The sequence below is a fragment of the Bounagaea algeriensis genome (genome assembly GCF_054491375.1).
The window spans coordinates 1,125,002-1,149,499 of record NZ_CM137102.1; the positions used below are offsets into that span (position 1 = coordinate 1,125,002).

Consider the following 24,498-nt stretch of genomic DNA (forward strand, 5'->3'; position numbering starts at 1 on the left):
GGCGAGAGCAGGAGGTAGCGGTGACGAACCCGTTCGCGGATCAGCAGGCGGAGTACTGCGCGCTGCTCAACGACCAGGACCAGTACTCGTTGTGGCCGGCAGCCCTGGACGTGCCGGCGGGGTGGTCGGTCGCGTTCGGCCCCGCGGGGCGGCAAGCGTGCCTGGACCACATCGAGGCGCAGTGGACGGACATCCGCCCGGCGCGGTCGGTCGTCGACGACCGACCGCGGGCGACGGGCCGCTGATGGCGGCGACGTTGCACGCCGGGGGGCGCAGGCGGCGCGTCGATCCGAAGGTCGCGGTGTGCGTCGTCTACGTCGTGGCCATGTTCACCAGCGGCATGGACGCGACGATCGTCAACGTGGCGCTGCCGGCGATCGCCGCGGAGTACGCGGTCCCGGAGCACGCCACCGCGCCGGTGAACGTGGCATACCTGGTCAGCCTCGCCATGTGCATCCCCGTGTCGGGGTGGCTCGGCGACCGGTTCGGCACCAAGCGGGTGTTCCTCGCCGCGTTCGGCGTGTTCGTGGCCGCGTCGCTGTGGTGCGGGCTGGCCGGGGGGCTGGGCGAGTTGACCGCGGCGCGCATCGCGCAGGGCGCGGGCGCGGGCGTGGTCAGCCCGGTGGCGTTGACGATGCTGTTCCGGGCGTATCCGCCGGAGCAGCGGATCCGGCTGTCGCGGCTGCTCGTGCTGCCGACCGCGGTGGCGCCCGCGCTGGGGCCGCTGCTCGGCGGCTTCTTCGTGGACTACCTCGACTGGCGGTGGGGCTTCTTCGTGAACCTGCCGGTCGGGCTGCTGGGCCTGGCCTTCGGTGCGCGCTACCTGGTCGAGCACGTGGAGTCGGCGGCGCTGCGGTTCGACGTGACCGGTTTCGCCCTGGCCGTGCCGGGTGTGGGCGCGGTGATCTACGCGCTGCAGGCCCTGCCGCGCACCGGCGGGGCCTCGCCGGTGGCGTGGCTGGCCGGCGGGACCGGGGTGCTGCTGCTGGTGGTGCTGGTGCGCGGCCAGTTGCGGCGCGCCGCGCCGCTGCTGAACCTGCGGCTGTTCCGCGACCGCTCGTTCCGGCTGGCGAGCCTGGTGCTGGTCACGTGCGTGGCCGGGTTCCTCGGCACGTTGTACGGGTTCACGCTGCTGTACCAGTCGGAGCTGGGGGCCTCGGCCTGGCAGACGGGTCTGGTGACCGTGCCGAAGGCGCTCGGGTTGATGGTGGCCTCGCAGCTGCTGGCCTGGGCCGACCGCACGTTCGGACCGCGCGTGCTGGTCAGCGCGTCGATGGCCGGGGCGGCCGTGTCGTTCGCGGCGATGTCGACCGTGGGTGCGGCCGGGCTCTGGTACGCGGCGCTGGTGCAGTTCGCCTCGGGCTTCTTCGTGGGGCTTGCGAGCACGGAGCTGCAGGTGGTCGCGTTCGCGACGATCTCCGGTGCCGCCACGGGGTCGGCGTCGACGCTGTTCACGGTGCAGCGGCAGGTCGGATCGGCCGTGGGGGTGGCGCTGACGGCGGGTGTGCTCGCCGTGGCGGGAGTCGGGGGCGCTTCCGGCGGTTCGCCGGCGCATCCGGCGGCCTACCACGCGGCGATGGGCTTCTCGGCCGTCTGCGCCCTGCTCGGGGCCGCGCTGGCGCTGCGGTTCCGAACCGGGAATTCCGGTCGGCAGGGCAGTTCCGAACAGGGCAGTTCCGAACATCGCCGCAGTTCCGAACATCGCCGCACTGATCGCTCGCAGGGGCCGGAAGGGGGAGATCTGGACCACTGTGCGGCAGACAGGACAAAAATGTATGGTTAGCCTTACCTTAATCAATGGTGATCACAGGGAGAAGGAGCAGCCCGTCGATGAGCACCGCGGATGTCCGCCGCCCGCACCGCGCGCAGCACCCCCGCCCGCCGGCCCGCACCCTCGAGGTGCTGCGCACGGCGCAGCTCAGCCCCGGGATGCGGCGCGTCACCCTCGGCGGTGAGGAACTGGCCGGATTCCAGGACGGCTACAGCGGCCCGAACGTCAAGGTCTTCGTCCCCCGCGAGGACCAGGACCGGCCGGCGCTGCCGCAGCTCGACAGCGGCACCGGGCGCTACGTCTGGCCCGAGCTCCCGCAGCGGTCGACCATGCGCACCTACACCGTCCGCCGCTACGACGCCGAGCGCGGCGAACTCGACATCGACTTCGTGCTGCACGGTGACAGCGGCGTCGCCGCCACGTGGGCGCGCGACGCGCGAGCCGGCGACCACCTCGGTGTGATGGGACCCGGCGGCAAGACCTGCCGCCGCCCCGCGGGCTGGTACCTGCTGGCCGGGGACGAGACCGCGCTGCCGGCGGTCTCCTCCCTCGTCGAATCCCTCCCGGACACGGCCCGGGGGCAGGTGTTCGTCGAGATCGCCGACGAGTCCGAGCAGCAACCCGTCGAATGCCCGCCCGGGATCACCTGGACGTGGCTGCACCGCGACGGCGCCGCCCCGGGCCACTGCCGCGCACTGCCCGACGCGGTGCGCGCCGTGGACATGCCAGCCGGAGCCGACGTCTCCGCCTGGGTCGCCGGCGAGTCCGGGCTCGTCCGCGACATGCGCCGGCACTTGCGCGGCGACCGCGGCATCGGTGCGGACTCCGTGCTGGCGATCGGCTACTGGAAGCGCGGCATGCCCGAACCGGAGTACCACGACAAGCACAACCACGACCGCGACTGACGAGGAGACACGTGGCCACCGCAGTGCACCCGAGCAGGGAGGCGACGGATCCGATGAGCGGACAGGACGGTGAACATCCCGGCGAAGGCGACTACGACGTGCTCGGCGTCGGTTTCGGCCCGTCCAACCTGGCCCTGTCCATCGCGATCGAGGAGCACAACCGCTCCCGCACCGGAGCGCCGCTGTCCAGTCTCTTCCTGGAACAGCAGGAGAGTTTCGGCTGGCACCGGGGCATGCTCATCGACGGCACCACGCTGCAGGTGTCCTTCCTCAAGGACCTGGTGACGCTGCGCGACCCGGCCAGCGAGTTCTCCTTCCTGTGCTACCTGCGCGAACGCGGGCGGCTGGTCGACTTCATCAACCACAAGACGCTGTTCCCCACCCGCATCGAGTACCACGACTACCTCGAGTGGGCCGCGGGCAAGATGGCCCACCAGGTGCGCTACGGCAGCGAGGTGGTCTCGGTCGTCCCCATCCGCGACGGGGAGCGGATCAGCCGGTTCGCGGTCACCACCCGCAGCGCCGACGGCTACCGCACCTACCGCGCCCGCAACCTCGTCCTCGGTCTCGGACTGGAAGCGTCGCTGCCGCCGGGAGTGGCCGAGAGCGAGCGCGTCTGGCACAACCTCGACCTGCTGCAGCGAACGCAGGAGCTGGGTGACGGGCGGCCGCGGCGGTTCACCGTCGTCGGCGCGGGTCAGAGCGCCGCCGAAACGGTGGAGTACCTGCACCGCGCGTTCCCCGACTCCGAGGTGCACGCGGTGTTCCGCCGCTACGGATACAGCCCGTCCGACGACAGCCCCTTCGCCAACCGCATCTTCGATCCGCAGGCCGTGCAGGACTTCTACGCGGCGCCGGAGAGCGTCCAGGGCATGCTGACCGAGTACCACGCCAACACGAACTACTCCGTGGTCGACACGGGGCTGATCGAAGAGCTGTACCGGCGCCACTACCAGGAGAAGGTCACCGGCGAGCGCCGGCTGCGGGTGCACCACGCCAGCGAGGTGCGCGGGCTGGACGAGCACGCCGGCGGCGTGTGCGCGGACGTCGAGTTCCTGCCCACCGGCGAACGGCAGGTGCTGGACAGCGACGTCGTCGTCTACGCCACCGGCTGCCGCCCGCGGGACTCCTTCGCCCTGCTCGGCGAGGCCGGTGCCCACTGCCTGCGCGACGAGCAGGGGCGCCCGTCCGTCGACGTCGACTACCGGGTGCGCACCACCGCCGACGTCGACGCCGGGATCTACCTGCAGGGCGGCACCGAGCACACGCACGGCATCACCTCCTCGCTGCTGTCCAACGGGGCGGTGCGGGCCGGCGAGATCCGCGACTCGCTGCTGTCCTCCCGGCTGGTGCCCGGGCGTGCCGGCGACCGCGCGGGCGTGTGCTGAGCCGCGCGGGTGCACCGCGTGCGCGCCGCCGGTGAGCAGACCTGCCGCCGGTGAGCGGACCTGCCGAGGGTGTGCGGGGCCACTCCGCGGTCAGGTCGGTCACGCCGGTGGTCGGCGCGTGCCGTACGGTCGCTGACACGGGTGTTCCGGCGGTCCCGCGGCGGCGAGCTCCGCGCCCGCGCACCGGGGACGAGCGGGGACACCGTGTCGCGCGACGCGGGATTTGAGGGGTAGTCGTGAAGCCGATAGCCGTGAAACCCGGGCTGTTGACCTTCTACCGGATCATGGCCTACGTCACCGCGGTCCTGCTGATCGGACTGTGCGTGGCCATGGTGTTCAAGTACGGCTGGGACCAGGGCACGGCCACGCAGGTGGCCGGTGACACCTGGGTGGCGCGGATCGGCTTCCTGCACGGCTGGTTGTACTTCGTCTACCTGCTCGTGGCCTTCGTGCTCACCACGCGGCTGCGCATCCCGCTGGGGTGGATGCTGCTGGTCCTGCTGGCCGGCACCATCCCGTTCGGCGCGTTCTTCGCGGAGCGCAAGGTGACGCGCTGGTTCCGCGCGCGTGCCGCGGGCGAACCGATCACCTCGCAGGAGCGGTCACGGCTCGCGGAGGAAGACCGGACGTCATGACCACCTCGGCGCACGCACACGACGACGACGACGCGCGCTCCGGGGGCGACCCGTCCGGGCACGGACCCGGCGTCCGCGGCGTGCTCGGTGCCTACCTGGCCCTGACCAAGCCGCGCGTGATCGAACTGCTGCTGGTGACCACCATCCCGGCGATGTTCCTCGCCGAGCGCGGGGTCCCGAGCCTCTGGCTGGTGCTGGCCACCCTCGTCGGCGGGACCATGTCCGCGGGCAGCGCGAACGCGCTGAACTGCGTGGCCGACTCGGACATCGACCAGGTCATGGACCGCACGAAGAAGCGCCCGCTGGCCACCTACACGGTGCCGCGGCGGCACGCGCTCGTGTTCGGCGTCGCCCTCGGCGTCGCCTCCTTCGCCGTGCTGTGGGCGGGGGCGAACCTGCTCGCCGCGGTGCTGGCCACCGCTGCGCTGCTGTTCTACGTGTTCGTCTACACGCTGGTGCTCAAACGGCGCACCACGCAGAACATCGTCTGGGGCGGTGCCGCCGGGTGCATGCCCGTGCTGGTCGGCTGGGCCGCGGTGACCGGGCGGGTCGAGTGGCCCGCGCTGGTCATGTTCGGCGTGGTGTTCCTGTGGACCCCGCCGCACTTCTGGTCGCTGGCGATGAAGTACCGCGAGGACTACGCGCGGGCGGGTGTGCCGATGCTGCCGGTGGTGAAAACGCCCAGCCAGGTCTCGGCCCGCATCCTCGCCTACAGCTACGCCACCGTGGCGTGCACGTTGCTGCTCGTGCCGGTGACCAGCTGGATCTACGTCGCGCTGGCCGTGGCCTCCGGGCTCGTGCTCCTCGTCGTGGCGCAGCGGCTGCACGGCGCGGTGCGTCGCGGGGCCGCGGTCAACCCGATGCGCCTGTTCCACCTGTCGAACTCGTACCTGGCGCTGCTGTTCGTGGGCATCGCCGTGGACTCCGCGCTCGGCCTGCCCGTGCTCGCCTGAGCCGGGGCCGCCCGGCCCGCACTCCCCGCTACTCCGGCCCGCGCCGGACAGCCGCGCCCGGACAGCCGTGCCGGGACAGCCGCGCCCGGTCAGCCGTGCCGGGCCGCCCGGTTCGCACCGCCCAGACCGCACCGCCCAGATCGGTCCGGCCAGATCGGTCCGCCCCAGATCGGGCCGGCCGCGTCTTCGCCCGGGGTGCCCGACACGCGCATGACCGAGGCCACATCAGGTTCCGCTGTTTCGCGGTGTCCTACGGTGTCCGTCGAGCGGATCATGAGGGCTTGATCCGCGGCCACCGGATCAGCGGCCACCGGATCAGCGGCCTGCTCGGTGAACACGGCGAACGACGGTCGCCCACCGCGAGTGACCGGAACGGAACGGAGCGGACGGGACATGAGCGCGCGGGAGTTCCAAGCAGTGCACTGCGTCGAGACCCCGGTGCGGGATGTGGACCGGGGCGGCCTGTCGTTCCACGCGGCATCGCCGAACGCGGATGCGCACACGCGCACCCTCGTCGAGCGGTGCGTGGCCGCCGAAGCCGATCCGGAGGGGCCGGCGCGGCGGCAGCCCTCGCTGCTGCACGCCTGCGACACCGCCTACGTCACCGCCCGCGGCGTGCCCCGCGACGGCGACGGTGCTGAGCCCGGACGGTTCACCCACGCGCTCGTGGCCGACGAGCCCGCCACCTACGGCACCGTCCGTCCCGCGCAGCTGTGGGACGCGAACTGCTGGGCCGACGCTCCCGCGGAGGGCGAATGCCCGGCGGTCGGCGCCGCGGAGGCCGGTCTCCTGGACGCGCAGAGCGTGCGCGACTGGGTGCTGTCACAACCGGAAGGCGAGTCCTGGCTGCTGGCGCTGCTGTCCGCGGTGGAAGAGCTCGAGGGGGCGAGTCCGGCGCGGGTGGTGTTCATCGCCTCCGAGGCCGCCGCGGTGATCCGCTGGCTGGTCGCCGCCACCCTGCTGCTGCCCCGCGAACGCGCGCTGCGCGTGGGGTTTCGGGTGTTCAGTCCCGAGCTGCGCGACCACCGCTACCCGGTGGTTGCCGTGACCCCGGACAACGCCGGTGCGCTCGCCGACTCTTCGGGCGTGTCCGAAGCGGTGGTGTTCAACGTGGCCGAGGGCACCCGCAGTCACATCACCCCCACCCCGGCTGCGGCGTTCTGGGTGCGGCGGTTCCTCGAAGGCGACCCGTTCGGCGTGGTCGACGCGGTCGAACGCGCGCACGAGTTCGGACGGCAACGGCGGCAGCGCCGTCCGGAAGCCGCCGACCGCCACGCTGCCGCCGTGCTGACCTTCGACGAACCCGCGCCACCCGAGGCGGTCGACGCGCTCGCCGAATGGCTGCGCACCGCCCCGTACGTGCTCGAAGCGGAGACGTGGGCGCCCGTGCTCGACGCCCTGCTGGCCACCGACCCCGACCGCGGCGTGCTGCACCGCCTCGCCGATGTGGACCTGGGCGCCCGTGCCGGGCGGCTGTGGCTGGCGATGCTGCGGGCCGAGCTGATCGCGGCGCGGGACTCGGCCGCGGGCGTGGGCGACGCGGTGCCGTTGCCGGCGGAGCTGGACTGGTCCGAGCGGGACGTCGAGCACGCCACCGAACTGGTCGAACGGTTCGTGAACAGCGCGGAGCCGGAACGCGTGGACGCTGTGCTGCGCACCGCCACCCGGTTCGACCTGGCGCCGCGGCTGGAACGCACCGGGGAAGCCATGGAGCGGTTCGTGCGCTGGTGGGCCGAACGACCCCGGCTCGGCTTCGACGTGCAGCGCTGGAGTTGCGGCGAGCAGCTGGTGGAACTGCTGCGGCAGGAACTCGCCCGCCGGGTGGAGCGCGAATCGGCGGAGAGCGCGGCGGGAACCGAGCGCGGTGGTGCGGCCGCTGCCGTGCGCGACCACTGGTGGCCGCTGCTGCTGCCGCTGGTGCGCGATCCGGCCTCCGAACTGGACGCCCTCGTGCTGCGCACAGCCGTGGCTCGCGGTGCGGAGTCCCGCCGGGAGGCGATCGACCGCTGCCGCGACCTGCTCGCGAAATCCGAAGCGGACATCGACGTCGAAGCCGCGTGGCGGGCGCTGTTCGACGAGGTTCGTCCGAGCATCGAGGAGATGGCCGAGCTGCTGGCGGTGGTGCCGTCCTCGGCGGTGGGGGAGCCGCTGGCGCAACGCGTGTTCGCCGTGCTCGACGGGGCGACCATGTCGGCGGGGCTGTTGGACGTGCTGCGGCTGGTGGTGCACCACGCCGGCCCTGAGCACGAACATCTGCGCCAGCTGTGGGAGGAGGACGGGCGGCTGCGGCACTGGCTCGGCGCGCTGCAACGCACCGGTGAATTGCCCGCGTCCGGAGTGGAGGTGCCGCAGTCGGTGTCCGAACCGGTGCTGACCGCCCGGGCCGACGAGCTGGCCTCCTCCGTCCTCGACGTGTCGTTGCGGGTGGCGCTGGAGATCGCCATCGGCAGCGGGGAGACGTTCGCGCAGCTGCTGGCCGAACGCCTGCCCGGGGTGTGGCAGGACAGCGGCGTCGGTGAACTGCGCCGGGACCGGGCGGTCGCGCTGGCCTTCGCCATGGCCTGGTCCGACAGCGCCCCCGACGGTGTGCGGCGCGCGGTGGACAAGCGTCTGGAGCAGTGGGCGAGCGAGCATCGGCAGGGCGACTACATCCGCGTGCACCGCCTGCTGCGCGGTGTGGACAACGACGCCGCGGGGGCGTGGCAGGAGTGGCTGCGGGAGTTGTCGCGCAGACCCCGCAGCCAGCGCACACCGCGACCACGCGAGTGGTTCCGTCGGTTCATCAGCCGCCGCTGATCCCCTTGCTCGGTTCGGCGAGCGAGCCGGCGTGCCACCCCGGTGGCGAGCTGCGGAGCACGCCACCGGGGTGGCCTGCTGCTTTCCGCGCCCGGGCGTTTGCTGGTGCTGGCGGGCTGGCTTCGCCCTGGCAGGGTGGTGGCACAGGCCGCAGGCGGAGGCCGTCACTGCGGGAGGGCAGCGCGTGCGCCGGTGGCATGCCGCGTTCCGGTGCGCCGCGCGTTCGGCGAGGGGGTTGAGCATGGCCGCGGCGTGGCGGGAGGAGCTGGCGTGGCTGCGCAGCGCGCTGCGTTCTGGCAATCCCCTGTGTCGGCGCGTGGACCGGGTGGTCGCCGGGCTCACGGCGCTGTTCGCGACTGCGGCGTTGCTGGCCGCCCCGGCGGCCGCGGTGGCCGCCGCGGAGGTGCACCGCGACCTGCAGCGGCGGGCGGCTTCGACGATGCGCACGGCGCAGCCGGTGCAGGCCGTGCTCGTCTCGCAGCCGCGGATGCAGTCACCAGCGGGCAACGGCTACTACCAGCAGTCGGCGAAAGCCACGGTGCAGTGGAACAACCAGGCGGGCACGCGTTCGCGCACCGTGGACGTGCCGCTGGACCTCTCCCGCGGCGACACCGTGCGCGTGTGGGTGGACCAATCCGGGGATCGCGTCCCGCCACCGATGTCGTCCCCGATACGGGGCCTCGTCGCGGGTATCACCGGCGTGCTGCTGTGGCTGCTCGCCGCGGTGGCCTGCTGGTTGCTCTCGCGGGTGTGCCAGGTGGTGGGGCGCAGGCACGCGGCCCGCTTCTGGGACCACGAGTGGCGCCGCTGGCAGTGCGGCGGGTCGTGAGCGGCGCGGCAGGGCGGGGCGTGAACCCGTCGTTCCCGCAACGGGTGCGACGGGCCGGCGACGTCCTACCGGTTCGACGCCTCCCGCGCGTGCCGCCCCATCGCGTCCGATGTGGACTCGTTGAGGAGTTCGCCGCAGTTGCCGGGCGGTTCCTGCCCCGCGAAGCGCTGCTCCAGGAAGTGCACCGCTTCCGGGATTCCCAGCACGGCGGGAGCGACGTGGGTCGGTGCGGCGTAGCTGGAGAACTGCACCTGGGCGCCCTGGCGGCACCACTTCCGCGTCATCTCGCGACCCTGCTGGTACGGCACGATGTCGTCGGCGATGCTGTGCACGCTGAGCACGGGCACTTCCGGTGCGCGCTCGCCGATGGTCTGCTCGTCCACGATGGACCGGAACGGTTCCTCGTCCAGGTGGTCGAGCACCGAGCGGCCGTCCGCGGTGAGGTCCTCGGAGCGGTTGAACGCGTACTGCGGGACGTCGGTGACGCAGTCCTCGCGGATCCGCTGCGCCATCTCCTTGCCGCGTTCGTTGAGGATGTCCGGGATGCCCGCCCCCGGGTAGGCCGAGTCGGTGCCGACGAGGGCGAATCCGAGCAGGCCGGCCGAGACGTTGCCGTCCAGCGCTGCGGCCACCTGCCGCAGGTCGGCGGGAACCGCGCCGGCGTAGGAACCGCGGAGGTCGAGTTCGGGAGCGTAGTCCGGTTGCAGTTCCGCGGCCGCGGCTGAGCCGCCGCCGCCCTGGGAGTAACCGTACGTCGCGACCGGTCCGGAGTCGGGCAGGTCGGCTTCGGGCAGCCGTTGCGCCGCGCGTGCCGCGTCGAGCACCGCGTGGCCCATGGATTCGCGGGTGACGTAGGTGTGCACGCCGGGCGTGCCGAGGCCTTCGTAGTCCGTGACGACCACGCCGTAGCCCTTGTTCAGCAGGGCTTTCAGCATGGCGCCCTCGTACTCCTCGCCGCTGGCGAGTCGCTTCGACGGGGCGCACTGGTCGCCGATGCCCTGGGTGCCCGGGGCGAAGGTGACGAGCGGACGTCGTCCGGGGCCGCCCCAGGGCTGCTGCGGCGTGAGCACGGTGCCCGTGACGGCGGTGGGTTGGCCGCGGGCGTCGGTGCTGCGGTACATGATCCGTTCGACGTCGGCTGGGGCTTCGACGCTGCGGAGCGGGTCGAGGTAGAAGTTGCTGGGTTCGTGCCGGATGATGTCGCCGTTGGTGCCGGCGGGCAGCGGTCGGGGCGGGTCGTAGAAGGAGGGGGCGGCGCTGCCGCTGCTCGTGGCTGCGGTGAGGCCGAGCGCTGTGGCCGCGGTGAGGGCGGTGAGACGGGATAATCTGCGGAGCAGGGACATCGCCTCTCCTTCGAGGTCGACCGGGCGTCGGAGGGGAATATCCGACAAGATTGTCGGAAATAATGCTGTGAGGTGCGTTACGTGTCAACGGGTAGGACGGGAGCCGGGCCGGGGCGCCCGCGCAAGATCCCGGTCGACCGCCAGCGGGAGCTCGTCGTCGACGCCGCCGTGCACGTGTTCGCGCGCAGCGGCGACTCGGCCACCATCGAGGACATCGCCCGCACGGCCGGCCTCACCCGCCAATCCGTGTACGAACTGTTCGGCGGGCGGGAGGAGTTGTTCGACGTGGCGGCGCAGCGCGCGCTGGACCGCGCGGTCTCGGCGTTGTCCGCAGGGGCGCTCGAACCGGAGGACGGGGAGCTGGAACCCGTGGCGCGGCGCAGCTACGCGCGGATGTTCGAGTTCGTCGAGCGCCACCCCGAGGTCTACGACCTGCTGCACGTCGCAGAACGAGCCGGCCGACCCGGCCTCACGGAGCTGTGCACCCGGCTCGCGCCCGTCTACGCAGCGGCGAGCCGGCGCCGCTGGGAAGCCGAGGGCGTGAGCTCGGGAGGTGCCGACGACGCGCTCGTGGCCCTGTACTTCGCGATGACGGAGTCCATGGTGCGCCTGTCCCGCACCGAGGGTGCGCCCGGCCGCGAGGCGCTGCTCGAGCTGCTGACCGAGTTCACCGTCGGCGGGGTCAGTCGCCTGCTGCGCCAGTCGCCGCACGTGATCGAGCGGTTGCGTTGACGGCGGGGGCCGCGCTGGTGGTCCGGCCGGGGTCCCCGCCGCGGCGCGGCCGCTAGCGCTGCGCTTTCCGCGTGTTGCGGGTGCATTTTTGGTGACGTTGCGTGCGCGGGTGCGGATCGCTGCGCTCATCGCAGCGCAGCAAGGCTGTTCAGCGGTGCCGGCGGAGGGCGCTGCCAGGAGGTGCGCGGCCGGGCGGCGGTCGGGTTGTCGCCGAACGGGCTGCTGTTCGATACCGACTCGGCAACAGGCCGGTATCGTTGGCACGAGATCGACCACGGAGCGCTACCCTGCTTGCTGCGGTTGATGGGGAGAAACCGCTCGGCCCCCATAGCTCAGCAGGACAGAGCGAAGGACTTCTAATCCTTAGGTCGCTGGTTCGAGTCCAGCTGGGGGCACCCCGGACGATGCGGTTCAGGAGACCAGTTCGACGCGGCATCGACACCGAGCAGCACGTCCACCAGGGCCGAGCAGTCGATGACGCAGTCAGTCGCCACGAACGGCTCGCACGTCCGCGACGATCGATTCGGTGGTGGCACCCGTGCCGGCGTTCTGCTCGCGGAGCTGGTCGACGGTGTCCCAGATGTCGGCGGCGGTCGGGCTGGCGGCCGCGCGAGGGCTCACTTGTGCTCGGCGCCCTTGCCGGTGGAGCTGCGCGTGCCGTGCACGCCCGGACGCCCCTTCTCGCGCGGCCCCTGGGGGCCGACCGGTGAGCCGTGCGCCGACTTGCCGGGCACGTCGATCGGCTCGCCCTCACCCGGCGTGGGCTCCGCGCCCTCGGCCAGCTCTTCCAAACGGTTGCTCAGCAGCTCCACGACCTGGACGCGGTCGGCGTGCTCGCGCTCGTGCGTGAGCAGCTGCTCCAGCTGGTCCGAGGTCAACGAGCGGATGCGGTGCTGCAGGGTGTTCAGCGGGAGCTCGTCGAATCCCGCGATCGGCAGTTGCGCGTCGGCCACGGTTCCTCCTCATCGCCGTGCTGCAGGGTCGCTGTGCTGCAGGGTCGCTGTGCTGCGCACCGGTAGCCGCAGGACCGGACGGTTCGACCGCCATCGGCTCGGCGCCGCGCACCCCCTGCATACCCGCCGCGGAGGTTTCCCATGCCCAGCGACCCAGTGACCCAGCGACCCAGTGACCCAGCGACCCAGCGACCCAGCGTCCGGCGCGGCCAGCCGCTCACCGCGGCCGCAGGCGCTGCAGCGCCGCCTCGGTCAAGCCGTGCAGACGCGCGGTCGTGTCGGCGGCCGCGGCGTCGCGCAGCGAGAGCATCGTCACCAGCGAGCGCTCCTCGGTCACCGCCGTGGTCGCCGTGCACGTCTGGAAGCCCTGCACCACCTCGCAGTACAGCCAGCTGGAATAGCCCCGCACCGAGGTCGCGACCCCGTCCGGCTGTTCCCGCGCGGCCTCGGCGTACGGCCGGTGGAAACCGGCCGCGGCCGTGTTGCGCGCAGCCCCGCCGCGCCCTTCGCCGTCGCCCGGCGTGCCCAGCGGGAACGTGCACGTGTCCGGGAACGGGTTGCCCGGGTGCGGACTCCCGTGCAGCCCGCCCACCGGTTCCAGGTCGTGCGGATCCAACAGTGCGCACGGGTCGCCGGCGGCGCGCAGCGGACGCGGGATCTGCACCGGTGTCGCCGCACCCGGTGCCGCTGGGCCCGGCGTCTCCTGCGGCGGGTCGGTGAACCCCGCAGCGGGGATCGGCCTGCCGGGGATCTGCGCCGCGCACCCGAGCAGCAGCACGGCCGCGCCGCAGGACAGCGCGAACCGGAAGCGGCGGGCGGCACTCACGGCGATCCACCGTAGCGCCCGAGCCCCGCACGCACGAAGGTCGACCACTACCGCTGGGCAAGCGCCGATCAGGTGCTCGTTACGCTCGACGCGTGCCCTCCGCGAACGATGCCGTGCCCCCGATCGACCAACCCCGGACGCAGCGCGGTTCCCGCGCCGAGTCCCGCACCATCGGCATCCTCGTGCTCACCGGCACCGTCCTGGCCGCGTTCGTCGCCGCCGCGCTGACCGCCGCCTTCGCCGGCGACTCCCACGCGCTGTTCGGGCTGCCCGATCCCGGTGCCCTGACGCACTACGGCCTGCCCGTGGTGCGCGCGATCGCCGAGGTCGGAGCGCTGGTCACCATCGGTTCGTTGCTGCTGGCGGCGTTCGGCATCCCCGCCCGCCGCTCGGGCGAGCTCACCGCCGACGGCTGGGCCGCGGTGCGTGCGGCCAGCTGGGCCGGCGCGGTGTGGTGCGTCGGCGCGGCCCTGGTGGTGCCGTTCACCGCCGCCGATGCCAGCGGCGCGCCCGTGTCGCGGATGCTGGACGCGCAGGTGCTGTTCGGCCTGTTCAACGCGCTGGCCGAGGCGAAGGCCTGGGCGCTGACCGCCGTGCTGGCGCTGCTGACCGCGATCGGCTGCCGCCTCGTGCTGTCCTGGGGCTGGTCGGTGGGCCTGTTCGGGCTGGCGCTGCTGGGCGTCTTCCCGATCATCGCCACCGGGCACTCGGCCAGCGGCGGGGCGCACGACCTGGCCATGAACAGCCTGCTGCTGCACCTGTTCGGCGCGATGCTCTGGGTCGGCGGGCTCGTCGCGCTGCTGGCGCACGCCGCGCGCGGCGGGGCGCACCTGCCGCTGGTAACGCGCCGGTTCTCCGCGGTAGCGCTGTGGTGCTGGTTCGCGATGGCCCTCTCCGGCGTGGTCAACATGTTCGTGCGCACCTCGCCGGCGGAGGTGCTCACCACCGACTACGGCACGCTGCTGCTGGTCAAGATCGTCGCCCTGGCCGTGCTCGGCGTGTTCGGATACCTGCAGCGCCGCCGGTCGGTTCGGCGGCTCGACGGCGGTGCGGGCAAGGGCGAGCTGCTGCGCTTCGGTGCGCTGGAAGTGCTGGTCATGCTCGCCACGGTCGGGGTGGCCGTCGCGCTCGGACGCACCCCGCCGCCCGCGGAGCTGGGGCCGCCGCCCGGGCGGGTCGAGCTGCTCATCGGCTTCCCGCTGCCCGACCCGCCGTCGGTGAGCACGCTGCTGTTCGACTTCCGCTTCGACCTCGTGTTCGGCACCCTGGCGTTGGTGCTGGCCGGGACGTACCTGGCGGGCGTGCACCGGCTGCGGCAGCGCGGGGACCGCTGGCCGGTCGGGCGGACGGTGGCGTGGCTGGCGGGCTGCGCCACGATCCTGCTGTGCACCTCCACCGGCCTCGGCAAGTACGCCATGGGGATGTTCAGCGCGCACATGGTCCAGCACATGCTGCTGAACATGCTCGTACCGGTGTTCCTCGTGCTCGGCGGTCCCACGTCGCTGGCGCTGCGCGCGCTGAAACCCGCGCGCAAGGGCGAACCGCCGGGTGCGCGGGAGTGGCTGCTGGCCGCGGTGCACTCGCCGGTCTCGCGGCTGCTCACGCACCCGCTGGTGGCGCTGGCGCTGTTCGTCGGCTCGTTCTGGGTGCTGTACTTCACCCCGCTGTACGACCTCGCCGTGTCCGAGCACTGGGCGCACCTGGCGATGAACGCGCACTTCCTGCTCGTCGGCTACGTCTACTACTGGCCCGCGATCGGGGTGGACCCGGCGCCGCGCGAGCTGCCCTACCTCGGCAAGCTGGGCCTGGTGTTCGCGTCGATGCCGTTCCACGCGTTCTTCGGCATCATCCTGATGATGTCGCACGAGGTGATCGGTGGTGACTTCTACCGCAGCCTGGACCTGCCGTGGTTGCAGGACCTGCTGGCGGACCAGAACGTCGCCGGGGGCATCGCCTGGGCCGGGGGCGAGGCGCCGCTGCTCGTGGTCGCCCTGGCGCTGCTGGTCCAGTGGTCGCGTTCGGACCTGCGCAGCGCGCGCCGCATCGACCGCAAGGCCGATGCCGACGGCGACGCCGAGCTCGCCGCCTACAACGAGATGCTGCGGCAGCTCGCCGAGCAGGACCGCACGCGCGGCTGACCGCGTCGCCTGCGATGGCGCTGTGCGGGTGGTGGGCAGGTGGTGGGCGGGTGGTGGGCGGTGAATAGCCGCACCGGATGCGGACGAGGTGGCGACGCACCACTACGATTCGTGGTATGGCCGAGTTCATCTACACCATGAAGAACGTGCGCAAGACGCACGGCGACAAGGTCATCCTCGAGAATGCGACCCTCCAGTTCTACCCCGGTGCCAAGATCGGCGTCGTCGGTCCGAACGGTGCTGGCAAGTCGACCGTGCTGCACATCATGGCGGGACTCGACCAGCCGAACAACGGGGAGGCGTTCCTCTCGCCCGGCTACAGCGTGGGCATCCTCCAGCAGGAACCTCCGCTGAACGAGGAGAAGACGGTCCTGGGCAACGTCCAGGAGGGCGTCGGCGAGATCAAGGGCAAGCTCGACCGCTTCAACGAGATCGCCGAGAAGCTCGCCACCGACTACTCCGACGAGCTCATGGCGGAGATGGGCAAGCTGCAGGAGGAGCTCGACCACGCGGACGCCTGGGAGTTGGACTCCCAGCTGGAGCAGGCGATGGACGCGCTGCGCTGCCCGCCGCCGGATGCTCCGGTGCAGCAGCTCTCCGGTGGTGAGCGGCGCCGGGTCGCCCTGTGCAAGCTGCTGCTGAGCAAGCCTGACCTGCTGTTGCTGGACGAGCCCACCAACCACCTCGACGCCGAGAGCGTGCTGTGGCTCGAGCAGTTCCTGTCGGAGTACCACGGCGCCGTGCTGGCCGTCACCCACGACCGCTACTTCCTGGACAACGTGGCCGGCTGGATCCTGGAACTGGACCGCGGCAACACCTACCCCTACGAGGGCAACTACTCGACGTACCTGCAGAAGAAGCAGGAGCGGCTGGAAGTGCAGGGACGTCGGGACGCGAAGCTGCAGAAGCGCCTCAAGGACGAACTGGAATGGGTTCGCTCCAACGCCAAGGCGCGGCAGAGCAAGTCGCGTGCCCGGTTGCAGCGCTACGAGGAGATGGCCGCCGAGGCGGAGAAGACCCGCAAGCTGGACTTCGAGGAGATCCAGATCCCGCCGGGTCCGCGCCTGGGCAACCAGGTCGTCGAAGTGGAGAACCTGAAGAAGGGCTTCGACGGCAACCTGCTCATCGACGACCTCTCGTTCGACCTGCCGCGCAACGGCATCGTCGGCGTGATCGGTCCGAACGGCGTCGGCAAGACCACGCTGTTCAAGACCATCGTCGGGCTGGAGGAGCCGGACGAGGGCGCGGTCCGCGTCGGCGACACCGTGAAGCTGTCGTACGTGGACCAGAACCGGGAGCACATCGACCCGGACAAGACCGTGTGGCAGGTCGTCTCCGACGGTCTCGACTACATCCACGTCGGCCAGGTCGAGATGCCGTCCCGGGCCTACGTGAGCGCCTTCGGGTTCAAGGGACCGGACCAGCAAAAGCCCGCGGGCGTGCTCTCCGGCGGTGAACGCAACCGGCTCAACCTGGCGTTGACGCTGAAGAAGGGCGGCAACCTGCTGCTGCTGGACGAGCCCACCAACGATCTCGACGTGGAAACGCTGAGCTCGCTGGAGAACGCCCTGCTGCAGTTCCCCGGTTGCGCCGTGGTCACCTCGCACGACCGCTGGTTCCTCGACCGCGTCGCCACGCACATCCTCGCCTGGGAGGGCGACGAGGAGAACCCCGCCAAGTGGTTCTGGTTCGAGGGCAACTTCGAGGGCTACGAGAAGAACAAGGTCGAGCGGTTGGGTGCGGAAGCGGCCCGGCCGCACCGGGTCACGCACCGCAAGCTCACCCGGGACTGAACCGCCCGGAACACGCGGGCGCCCGGAAGGCACGGGAGGCCCCGGAAAGCACAGGAGGGGCTGTGGCGGACGAACCCGGTCCCCACGCCGGCGGCCCGGTTCGGGCAGCGCTCGCCGCCGCACGTGATGTGCGGTGGCGAGCGCCCGAACTGGCCTGGGCGTGGTGCGCCCGCGCGGGCGCAGCCGATGACGGCGACCGGGGTGACGGCGACCGGGATGACGGCGACTGGACCGTCCGCCTCGAAACCGAGACGCTCGCCGCCTTCGCCGCCAATCGGCTCGGTCGACCCGTCACGGCGGCGGGACGCGCGGTGCCGGTGGTGCGGGAGCTGCCCGCCCGCCACACCGCCGATCCCGCCGTCGACCGGATCCTCGGCGAGCTGTACGTCGAGCTCGCCTGGTGCTCGGGTGCGTGCGGTGCGCCCGAGACCGCCCGGCGCGCGCTGCGCTCGGTGCTCGACTCCGAGGTGCCCGCCGGTTTGCGCGCGCACGCCCTGCTGGCCGCAGCGGCCCTGCCGCAGCCGCCCGCGGAACGCGTCGCAGCACTCGACGAATCCGAACGGCTCTACTCCGCCCTGCCCGCGCGGGCCGCGTTGCCCGCGTTGGCGCGCGTCGCCGCCGCGCGCGCGGTGCACCGGCGCCGCAGCGGGGAGTTCCGCGCCGCGGCCGGGGCTGCGCAGGCCGGTCTGGCGCGGCTGGAAGAGCTCGACGATCCCGCGGCCGACAGCGGTGCGGCCTGGGCGTGGCTCGTGCTGGAACGGGTGCAGGCCCTGCTCGAACTCGGTTCGCGGGAACAGGCCGAAACCATCGCCGCGCACGCCGTGCGCCAGCCCGCCCGCGCAGCGTCCGCGCCCCACCTGGCCTGGCTCGGGCTCGTGCTCGCCACCCGCGTGCAGGCCCCGCGCGGCGACTTCGACACCGCCGTGCGCGTGCTGCACGACGCCGCGGCGCTTGCCGAGCGGCACGGGCTGGACGCGGTCGGTGTCGACGTGCAGCGGGCTCTGTCGCAGCTGCACGAGCGTACCGATCGTCCGCGCGCCGCCCTGCGTGCGCTGCGCACCGCCTACGCCGTCGAGCGGCGGTGGCGCTGCGCCGTGCATGCCGTCCGGGTGCGGTTGTGCACCGAGGTCCCCGCAGCGCTGCCGGTGCCGCGGGCAGCCCGGGCGGAGCCCCGACCGGCGGGGAATCGATCGGCGGGGACCCGGTCGGCAGCGACCGGGCCGGCGGACTCGACGGGGCCCGTGCCGGACGTGCCCGCTCCGGTGAAGTCCGCGGGTCCTCCCCCGGGCGAGGCGGAGGCGGTGCCCGTACCACGCGGACGGGAGGGTTCCGCTGCGCAGTCGGGCACGTGCGAGAACGAACGAGGCGGGCGCGCGGGTCGGTCGCGTTCGGCGCACGCCGCGGAGCCGGATGCGCCCCAGGAATCAGGTGCGGCCGCGGAACCGGGTGCGGAGGCCTCGCCGCGCTCCCGGCGGACGCGCACGCCCGCCGCGGAGGTGCTGGCCCGTCACCTGCCATCGGGGTGGCCCGCCGAAACCGGAACCGGGCATCGGGTGGCGCGCAGCGATGCAGCCCGCGTGCCGAGCGGCGGCCGTCATGCCGGGCCCGGGGTCGGGGCCGCGAGAGCCGACGTCCGGGACGCGGCACATCAGGGGCGAGGCGGAGGTCGTCCGACCTCCGAGTCGGAGGAGCTCGCAGCGCTCGCCGATCAAGCTGGCGTCGCGCCGCCCACCGGGCGCGAGGTGCGCTCCGACCGGCCCGCGCAGGAGTCCGCGCTGCCGGTGGCCGCACCAGCGGATGCCGGGCCGGCGGAATCCGGGCTGGTGGAATCCGGGCTGGCGGATGCCGGGGGCGGGAGCGCGGCAGCAGCCACCGGTGCGCCCGCGGCCGAGGAGGTCGACCCGAGCAACGCGGGCCTCGCGGACCTGCTCGCCGGTGCGCTCGCGGCCTTCGAGAGCACGCGGGGCGGCCGGTTCGACGACACCGACCCGGCCGGTCTGCCCGCGCACGGGGCCCCGGCGTCCATTTCGGACCTACGCGCGGCGGAGAACCTGCGGCGCGGGGAGAAAACGGCGGATCCCGTGCTCGACGGAGACGCAGCAGAAGGCCCGCGTCGGCGCCGGCGCGCGGGCGGGTGAACCGCGAACACCCGCGAGGCCGATGCGTTCCCCGCTGCTTTCCGCCGTTTTCGCTGCCGTCCGCTGTTTTTCCACGCACTGCGTGCGAAGTTCCCGTGCCGAGCGCTGATCATGCTTCGCGAGGCCGCACCCTTCCGCCGTGTGATTTCGTGCCGGATGTTCGCTGTGGGACGCGTCTCAAGGGGTCGGCCTGGCAGGCTTATGGTGGACGTGCGGGCACAACGAGGTGCCGCGGAGCAGGAGCTGAGCATGATTTCGAGAGCTGAACAGCTGGACACCGAAGCGCAGGCGCGCGAAGCTGGGGGAGACGTGGCGGACGAACGGCCCGAGGGCTCCGAGGAGACCAGGAACCGGCTGCTGGACCGCGCGGCCGATTCGGCTCCCGACCTCGCCGAACTGCTCGGTACTTACTACCGGCACGTTCCCGGTGAGGAGTTCGCGCAGGACGAGCCCGCCGACCTGGTCGCCGCGGTGCGCGCGCACCGCGGGCTCGCCGCGGAACGCGTGGCCGGACGCGCCGTGGTGCGCGTGTTCAACCCGGATCCGGAGACCGACGGTTGGGAGAGTTCGGCGACGATCGTGCAGATCGTCACCGACGACATGCCGTACCTGGTGGATTCGGTCGCCGCCGAGCTCGGCCGCAGCGGCGCCGAGGTGCGCCGCATCATCCACCCGATCATCGCTGCCGACCGGGACGTGACCGGCGAGCTGCGCGAGGTGCTGCCCAGCGCCGACCCCGCGGCTCCGCCGTCCGGTGCGATCACCGAGTCCTGGATGTGCGTGGAGGTCGACAAGATCGCCGAACCCGCGCGGTTGGCGGAGCTCGAAGGCCGGCTGCTCGAGGTCCTCAACGACGTCCGCGAGGTCGTCGAGGACACGGACCGGATGCACACCACGGCGCGCACGCTCGCAGCGGAGCTCGAGCAGAGCCCGCCGCCGCTGCCCGCCGAGGACGTGCACGACGGCGCGCAACTGCTGCGGTGGCTGGCCGACGGGCACTTCACCTTCCTCGGCTACCGCCACTACGCGCTCGAGGGCTCCGAGTCCGGCGAGGAGGCCGCCGGCAGCGGTGCCGACGGGACGGGGCGGACCCCGGCGCTGCGCGCGGTGCTGGCCTCCGGGCTCGGCGTGCTGCGCCGCGACAGCGTCGAATCCCGCCGGCTCACCGCGGGACCGGACACGCCGTCTCCGGAGCTGTCCCCGCAGCTGATGGTGCTCACCCAGGCCAGCGCTTCGTCCACTGTGCACCGTCCGGTGCACCCGTTCTACGTCGGTGTGCAGACCTTCGACGAGAACGGCCGCACGACCGGTGAACACCGTTTCCTCGGGTTGTTCACCACGACCGCGCTGCACGAGAACGTGCTCGACATCCCGGTGATCGAACGCCGCGTGCGCACCGTCATCCACCGCGCCGGTTTCCCGCTCGAGTCGTACTCCGGCCAGCAGATGCTGGAGGAGATCCAGGACTACCCGCGCACCGAGCTGTTCGCCACCGACGAGGGGACGCTGCGCGAGATCATCACCGGCGTGCTCGCGCTGGCCGACCGCCGCAAGCTCAAACCGTTCCTGCGGCGCGATCCGTACGGCCGGTTCTACTCCTGCCTGGTGTACCTGCCGCGCGACCGGTACACGACGAGTTCGCGGCTGGCGATGCAGGAGGTGCTGATCGACGAACTCGGCGGCACCGGGCTGGAGTACAGCACGCGGGTCGGCGAGTCGGCGCTGGCGCGGGTGCACTTCACCGTGCACACCGACCCGCAGGAGCAGGTGCGGCCGGATCTCGGCAGCATCCAGCAACGCCTCAACGAGGCCGTGCGCACCTGGGACGACGCGATGATCGACGCGCTGCGCGCAGAGCAGCGCACCCGGCCGCACCCGGACTGGCCCGCCGCCGGCTCGGAAGCCATCCACCAGCTCGCCCAGCAGTGGGCCGGCGGTTTCCCGGAGGCCTACAAGGAGGACTTCCCCGCCGAGGAGGGGCTGCGCGACCTCACCCGGCTGCGGGTGCTGTCGGGGCAGCGGGACCTCGACATGTACTTCTACGACCCGCAGGGCTCGGCACCGGACGAGCGCCGGTTCAAGATCTTCGTGCGCGGCGGGCGGGTCAGCCTCTCCCGCGTGCTGCCGGTGCTGCAGGCCATGGGTGTCGAGGTCGTCGACGAGCGTCCCTACGAGGTCGTGTTCGACGGCGAGCGCTACTGGATCTGCGACTTCGGCCTGCGCGTGGAGAAGGACCTGCTCGTCGATGACGGCACGCAGCCGCTGGACACGTTGCAGGAGCGCTTCGAGCAGGCCTTCCGCGCCGCGTGGCTGGGCGACGCCGAAGTGGACAGGTTCAACGCGCTGGTGCTGCGCGCCGGGCTCGGCTGGCAGCAGGTCGTCGTGCTGCGCGCCTACGCCAAGTACCTGCGCCAGGTCGGTACCGCCTACACGCAGGACTACATCGAGAACGTGATCCTCGACCACCGGGAGATCGCGCTCGCGCTCGTGCGGCTCTTCGAAGCGCGGTTCGACCCGCAACTGTCCACAGCGGAACGCGAAGAGCAGCAGGCGCGGCTGCGGGAGGAAGTCGACGCGCTGCTCGAGGACGTGGCCGGGCTGGACACCGACCGGATCTTGCGCAGCTACCTCAACCTGGTCACCGCCACGTTGCGCACGAACTACTTCATGTCCGATGAGGACGGAACACGGCCCTACCTGGCGCTGAAGCTGGAACCCGCGGCGATCTCCGGACTGCCGGAACCGCGGCCGCGCTACGAGATCTTCGTGTACTCGCCGCGGACCGAGGGCGTGCACCTGCGGTTCGGTTCGGTCGCGCGCGGCGGTCTGCGCTGGTCCGACCGCAGGCAGGACTTCCGCACCGAGGTACTCGGACTGGTCAAGGCGCAGGCCATCAAGAACGCGGTGATCGTGCCGCTCGGCGCCAAGGGCGGATTCGTGGTCAAGCACCCGCCGGCGGCGACGGGCGACCCGGCCGCGGACCGCGAGGCGCAGCAGGCCGAGGGCATCGCCTGCTACCGCATGTTCATCTCCGGCATGCTCGACCTCACGGACAACCTCGTCGACGGTGAGATCGACCCGCCGCGAGGGGTGGTTCGCCACGACGGCGACGACGACTACCTCGTCGTCGCGGCCGACAAGGGCACCGCGAGCTTCTCCGACATCGCCAACGAGGTCGCCGCGTCCTACGGGTTCTGGCTCGGCGACGCCTTCGCCTCCGGCGGATCGGTCGGCTACGACCACAAGGAGATGGGCATCACCGCCCGCGGCGCGTGGGAGAGCGTCAAGCGGCACTTCCGCGAACTCGGCGTGGACACGCAGCGCGAGGAGTTCACCGCCGTCGGCGTGGGCGACATGGGTGGTGACGTGTTCGGCAACGGGATGCTCTCCTCCGAGCACCTCAAACTCGTCGCGGCTTTCAACCACGTGCACATCTTCATCGACCCGGATCCCGACCCGGCGGCGTCGTTCGCCGAGCGGCAGCGCCTGTTCACCACACCGCGGACCACGTGGGACGACTACGACCGCTCGGTGCTGAGCGAAGGCGGCGGCGTGTGGTCGCGTTCGCTCAAGTCGATCCCGCTGAACCCGCGAATCCGCACCGCGCTGGGCATCGACGAGTCGGTGCAGCAGTTGTCCCCGCCGGAACTGATCAAGGCGATCCTGCAGTCCCCCGTCGACCTGCTGTGGAACGGCGGGGTCGGCACCTACGTCAAGGCCTCGAGCGAGGCGCACTCCGACGTCGGCGACAAGGGCAACGACGCGGTGCGCGTCGACGGCAACCAGCTGCGCGTGAAAGTGGTCGGAGAAGGCGGCAACCTCGGCGCGACCCAGCTCGGTCGCATCGAATTCGCCCGCACCGGCGGGAAGATCAACAGCGACGCGCTGGACAACTCGGCCGGCGTGGACTGCTCGGACCACGAGGTCAACATCAAGATCGTGCTGGACCGGCTGGTATCGACCGGGAAGCTGACGCGGCAGCAGCGCAACGAACTGCTCGGGGACATGACCGACGACGTGGCCGAACTGGTGCTGGACGACAACCGCAGCCAGAACCACCTGCTCGGCGTGGCCCGCTCGCACGCGCCGGAAATGCTGTCGGTGCACGCGCGGCAGATCACCGCGCTGGAACGCGCCGGTGCCCTCGACCGGGAGCTGGAAGCACTGCCCACGCAGGACGAGGTGCGCGAGCGCGAACGCGCCGGAGCCGGGCTGACCTCGCCGGAACTGGCCACGCTGATGGCGCACGTGAAGCTCTCCCTCAAGGAGGAGGTGCTCTCCAGCGACCTGCCGGACGAGGACGCGTTCACCCGGCGCCTGCCCGAGTACTTCCCGGAACCGCTGCGTTCGCAGTACTCCGGCGCGATCGACGCCCACCCGCTGCGGCGCCAGATCATCACCACGCTGCTGATCAACGAGATGGTGGACAACGCGGGGATCTCCTACGCCTTCCGGCTTTCCGAGGAGATCAGCGCCACGGCCGCTGAAGCCGTGCGCGCGTTCGCCGCGGTCACCAGCATCTACGACCTGCACGCGGTGTGGCGCGAGATCGACGAGCTGACGGGCAGCGTGCCCGTTTCGGTGACCGACGACCTGGTGCTGGAGAGCCGCCGGGTGCTCGACCGGGCCTCGCGCTGGATGCTGACGAACAGGCCGCAGCCGCTGGCCATCGGCGCGGAGATCAACAGGTTCCGGCCGGTCGTGCAGGAACTCACCGGGTCGGTGCGCGGCCTGCTGCGGGGCGTGGCCAGCGCGGCCGCGGAGGAGAAGATCCGCAGCTGGGTCGAGCAGGGCGTGCCCGAGGCCTTGGCCGAACGGGTGGGAGCGCTGCTCGACTCGTTCGCGCTGCTGGACATCACCGAGGTCGCGGAGCTGGCCGAACGCGACACCGGCATTCCGCCCGAGCGCAGTCCGCAGGAGAGCGCCGAGCTGTACTACGCGCTGTGGGAACACCTCGACGTGGAGCGCATGCTCCAGGCGGTCAACCAGCTGGAGCGCGGCAACCGGTGGCACGCGCTGGCGCGGTTGGCGCTGCGCGACGACTTCTACGCCACGTTGCGGGACATCGCGGTGGAGGTGCTGCGCGCGAGCGAGCCGGGGGAGAGCGCGGAGGACAAGATCGCTCGGTGGGAATCGGCCAATTCCTCCCGGTTGCAGCGGGCCCGCTCGGTGCTGGCCCAGATCATGGGATCGGGCAGACTGGACTTGGCTACCCTGTCCGTCGCCGTCCGCGAACTGCGCGGCATGGTGCGGTAGCAGGCGTTTCCTGCTGCGAACGAGATTTCTTGAAAGGAGCGG

At 72.0% G+C, this 24,498-nt stretch carries 18 protein-coding genes and 1 tRNA gene; 14 read left to right on the forward strand and 5 right to left on the reverse strand.

Features of this window, described 5'->3' with window-relative positions:
• Nucleotides 1-20 precede the first annotated feature (20 nt).
• The 6 genes from ACVGV2_RS05145 (at nt 21) to ACVGV2_RS05170 (ending at nt 5,652) form a co-directional block, all read left to right on the forward strand.
• Nucleotides 21-245: an MbtH family protein gene (locus ACVGV2_RS05145; RefSeq protein ID WP_459164900.1), complete on the forward strand. Its 225-nt coding sequence runs from the start codon at nt 21-23 to the stop codon at nt 243-245.
• Nucleotides 245-1,783 (forward strand): MDR family MFS transporter, encoded by a 1,539-nt coding sequence (locus tag ACVGV2_RS05150; protein WP_459164901.1) that lies wholly within the window; start codon nt 245-247, stop codon nt 1,781-1,783. Before ACVGV2_RS05145 ends, ACVGV2_RS05150 begins: the two co-directional genes overlap by 1 nt.
• A 47-nt stretch (nt 1,784-1,830) precedes the next feature.
• Nucleotides 1,831-2,676 (forward strand): siderophore-interacting protein, encoded by an 846-nt coding sequence (locus ACVGV2_RS05155; RefSeq protein ID WP_459164902.1) that lies wholly within the window; start codon nt 1,831-1,833, stop codon nt 2,674-2,676.
• A gap of 53 nt (nt 2,677-2,729) precedes the next feature.
• The gene (locus tag ACVGV2_RS05160; RefSeq protein ID WP_459165877.1) at nt 2,730-4,064 is read left to right on the forward strand and encodes a lysine N(6)-hydroxylase/L-ornithine N(5)-oxygenase family protein; all 1,335 of its coding nucleotides are present in this window, start codon (nt 2,730-2,732) and stop codon (nt 4,062-4,064) included.
• A 251-nt stretch (nt 4,065-4,315) separates the two neighbouring features.
• Nucleotides 4,316-4,699, forward strand: coding sequence for a DUF3817 domain-containing protein (locus tag ACVGV2_RS05165; RefSeq protein WP_459165878.1), 384 nt, complete (start codon nt 4,316-4,318; stop codon nt 4,697-4,699).
• On the forward strand, nt 4,696-5,652 hold the full coding sequence (locus tag ACVGV2_RS05170; RefSeq protein ID WP_459164903.1) for a heme o synthase: 957 nt from the start codon (nt 4,696-4,698) through the stop codon (nt 5,650-5,652). The genes ACVGV2_RS05165 and ACVGV2_RS05170 overlap by 4 nt, the downstream gene beginning before the upstream one ends.
• 89 nt (nt 5,653-5,741) lie before the next feature.
• Here ACVGV2_RS05170 and ACVGV2_RS05175 read toward each other — a convergent pair whose 3' ends face one another.
• Nucleotides 5,742-5,990 carry a hypothetical protein gene (locus ACVGV2_RS05175; protein WP_459164904.1) on the reverse strand — a complete coding sequence of 83 codons (249 nt, stop codon included), beginning with the start codon at nt 5,988-5,990 and terminating at the stop codon, nt 5,742-5,744.
• A 55-nt stretch (nt 5,991-6,045) separates the two neighbouring features.
• Between ACVGV2_RS05175 and ACVGV2_RS05180 the strand changes: the two genes are divergently transcribed.
• Nucleotides 6,046-8,448 (forward strand): GTPase-associated protein 1-related protein, encoded by a 2,403-nt coding sequence (locus tag ACVGV2_RS05180; protein WP_459164905.1) that lies wholly within the window; start codon nt 6,046-6,048, stop codon nt 8,446-8,448.
• Between the two features lie 241 nt (nt 8,449-8,689).
• Nucleotides 8,690-9,277 carry an Rv1733c family protein gene (locus ACVGV2_RS05185; protein WP_459164906.1) on the forward strand — a complete coding sequence of 196 codons (588 nt, stop codon included), beginning with the start codon at nt 8,690-8,692 and terminating at the stop codon, nt 9,275-9,277.
• 65 nt (nt 9,278-9,342) lie between these two features.
• Here the strand turns inward: ACVGV2_RS05185 and ACVGV2_RS05190 are convergent, their stop codons facing one another.
• Nucleotides 9,343-10,620 (reverse strand): lipase family protein, encoded by a 1,278-nt coding sequence (locus tag ACVGV2_RS05190; RefSeq protein WP_459164907.1) that lies wholly within the window; start codon nt 10,618-10,620, stop codon nt 9,343-9,345.
• Between the two features lie 81 nt (nt 10,621-10,701).
• On the opposite strand from ACVGV2_RS05190, the gene ACVGV2_RS05195 reads away from it, so the two are divergent.
• Both ACVGV2_RS05195 and ACVGV2_RS05200 read left to right on the forward strand, forming a co-directional pair.
• Entirely contained in the window at nt 10,702-11,352 is a 651-nt protein-coding gene (locus tag ACVGV2_RS05195; protein WP_459164908.1) for a TetR/AcrR family transcriptional regulator, read from the forward strand.
• Nucleotides 11,353-11,673: 321 nt separating this feature from the next.
• Nucleotides 11,674-11,747 (forward strand) — tRNA-Arg (locus tag ACVGV2_RS05200).
• 88 nt (nt 11,748-11,835) lie between these two features.
• Here ACVGV2_RS05200 and ACVGV2_RS05205 read toward each other — a convergent pair.
• The 3 genes from ACVGV2_RS05205 to ACVGV2_RS05215 all read right to left on the reverse strand — a co-directional run bounded on the left by ACVGV2_RS05205 (nt 11,836) and on the right by ACVGV2_RS05215 (nt 13,131).
• A complete protein-coding gene (locus ACVGV2_RS05205) occupies nt 11,836-11,973 on the reverse strand; it encodes a hypothetical protein (RefSeq protein ID WP_459164909.1) in 138 nt (45 codons plus the stop codon).
• The gene (locus ACVGV2_RS05210) at nt 11,970-12,305 is read right to left on the reverse strand and encodes a hypothetical protein (protein WP_459164910.1); all 336 of its coding nucleotides are present in this window, start codon (nt 12,303-12,305) and stop codon (nt 11,970-11,972) included. Before ACVGV2_RS05210 ends, ACVGV2_RS05205 begins: the two co-directional genes overlap by 4 nt.
• Nucleotides 12,306-12,522: 217 nt before the next feature.
• A complete protein-coding gene (locus ACVGV2_RS05215; protein ID WP_459164911.1) occupies nt 12,523-13,131 on the reverse strand; it encodes a DUF3558 domain-containing protein in 609 nt (202 codons plus the stop codon).
• 122 nt (nt 13,132-13,253) lie between these two features.
• Between ACVGV2_RS05215 and ACVGV2_RS05220 the strand changes: the two genes are divergently transcribed.
• From ACVGV2_RS05220 to ACVGV2_RS05235, 4 genes are all read left to right on the forward strand, one after another.
• Nucleotides 13,254-15,269: a cytochrome c oxidase assembly protein gene (locus ACVGV2_RS05220; RefSeq protein ID WP_459165879.1), complete on the forward strand. Its 2,016-nt coding sequence runs from the start codon at nt 13,254-13,256 to the stop codon at nt 15,267-15,269.
• A 116-nt stretch (nt 15,270-15,385) separates the two neighbouring features.
• A complete protein-coding gene (gene ettA, locus ACVGV2_RS05225) occupies nt 15,386-17,062 on the forward strand; it encodes an energy-dependent translational throttle protein EttA (RefSeq protein ID WP_459164912.1) in 1,677 nt (558 codons plus the stop codon).
• A gap of 62 nt (nt 17,063-17,124) precedes the next feature.
• A complete protein-coding gene (locus tag ACVGV2_RS05230) occupies nt 17,125-19,200 on the forward strand; it encodes a hypothetical protein (RefSeq protein ID WP_459164913.1) in 2,076 nt (691 codons plus the stop codon).
• Between the two features lie 249 nt (nt 19,201-19,449).
• Nucleotides 19,450-24,456: an NAD-glutamate dehydrogenase gene (locus ACVGV2_RS05235; protein ID WP_459164914.1), complete on the forward strand. Its 5,007-nt coding sequence runs from the start codon at nt 19,450-19,452 to the stop codon at nt 24,454-24,456.
• The last annotated feature ends 42 nt before the right edge of the window (nt 24,457-24,498 follow it).

Coding starts and splice junctions, on each gene's coding strand:
- ACVGV2_RS05170 (WP_459164903.1), top strand. CDS start 4,696: ATGACCACCTCGGCGCACGCACACGACGACGACGACGCGCGCTCCGGG.
- ettA (WP_459164912.1), top strand. CDS start 15,386: ATGGCCGAGTTCATCTACACCATGAAGAACGTGCGCAAGACGCACGGC.
- ACVGV2_RS05235 (WP_459164914.1), top strand. CDS start 19,450: ATGATTTCGAGAGCTGAACAGCTGGACACCGAAGCGCAGGCGCGCGAA.
- ACVGV2_RS05160 (WP_459165877.1), top strand. CDS start 2,730: ATGAGCGGACAGGACGGTGAACATCCCGGCGAAGGCGACTACGACGTG.
- ACVGV2_RS05180 (WP_459164905.1), top strand. CDS start 6,046: ATGAGCGCGCGGGAGTTCCAAGCAGTGCACTGCGTCGAGACCCCGGTG.
- ACVGV2_RS05190 (WP_459164907.1), bottom strand. CDS start 10,620: ATGTCCCTGCTCCGCAGATTATCCCGTCTCACCGCCCTCACCGCGGCC.
- ACVGV2_RS05155 (WP_459164902.1), top strand. CDS start 1,831: ATGAGCACCGCGGATGTCCGCCGCCCGCACCGCGCGCAGCACCCCCGC.
- ACVGV2_RS05185 (WP_459164906.1), top strand. CDS start 8,690: ATGGCCGCGGCGTGGCGGGAGGAGCTGGCGTGGCTGCGCAGCGCGCTG.
- ACVGV2_RS05150 (WP_459164901.1), top strand. CDS start 245: ATGGCGGCGACGTTGCACGCCGGGGGGCGCAGGCGGCGCGTCGATCCG.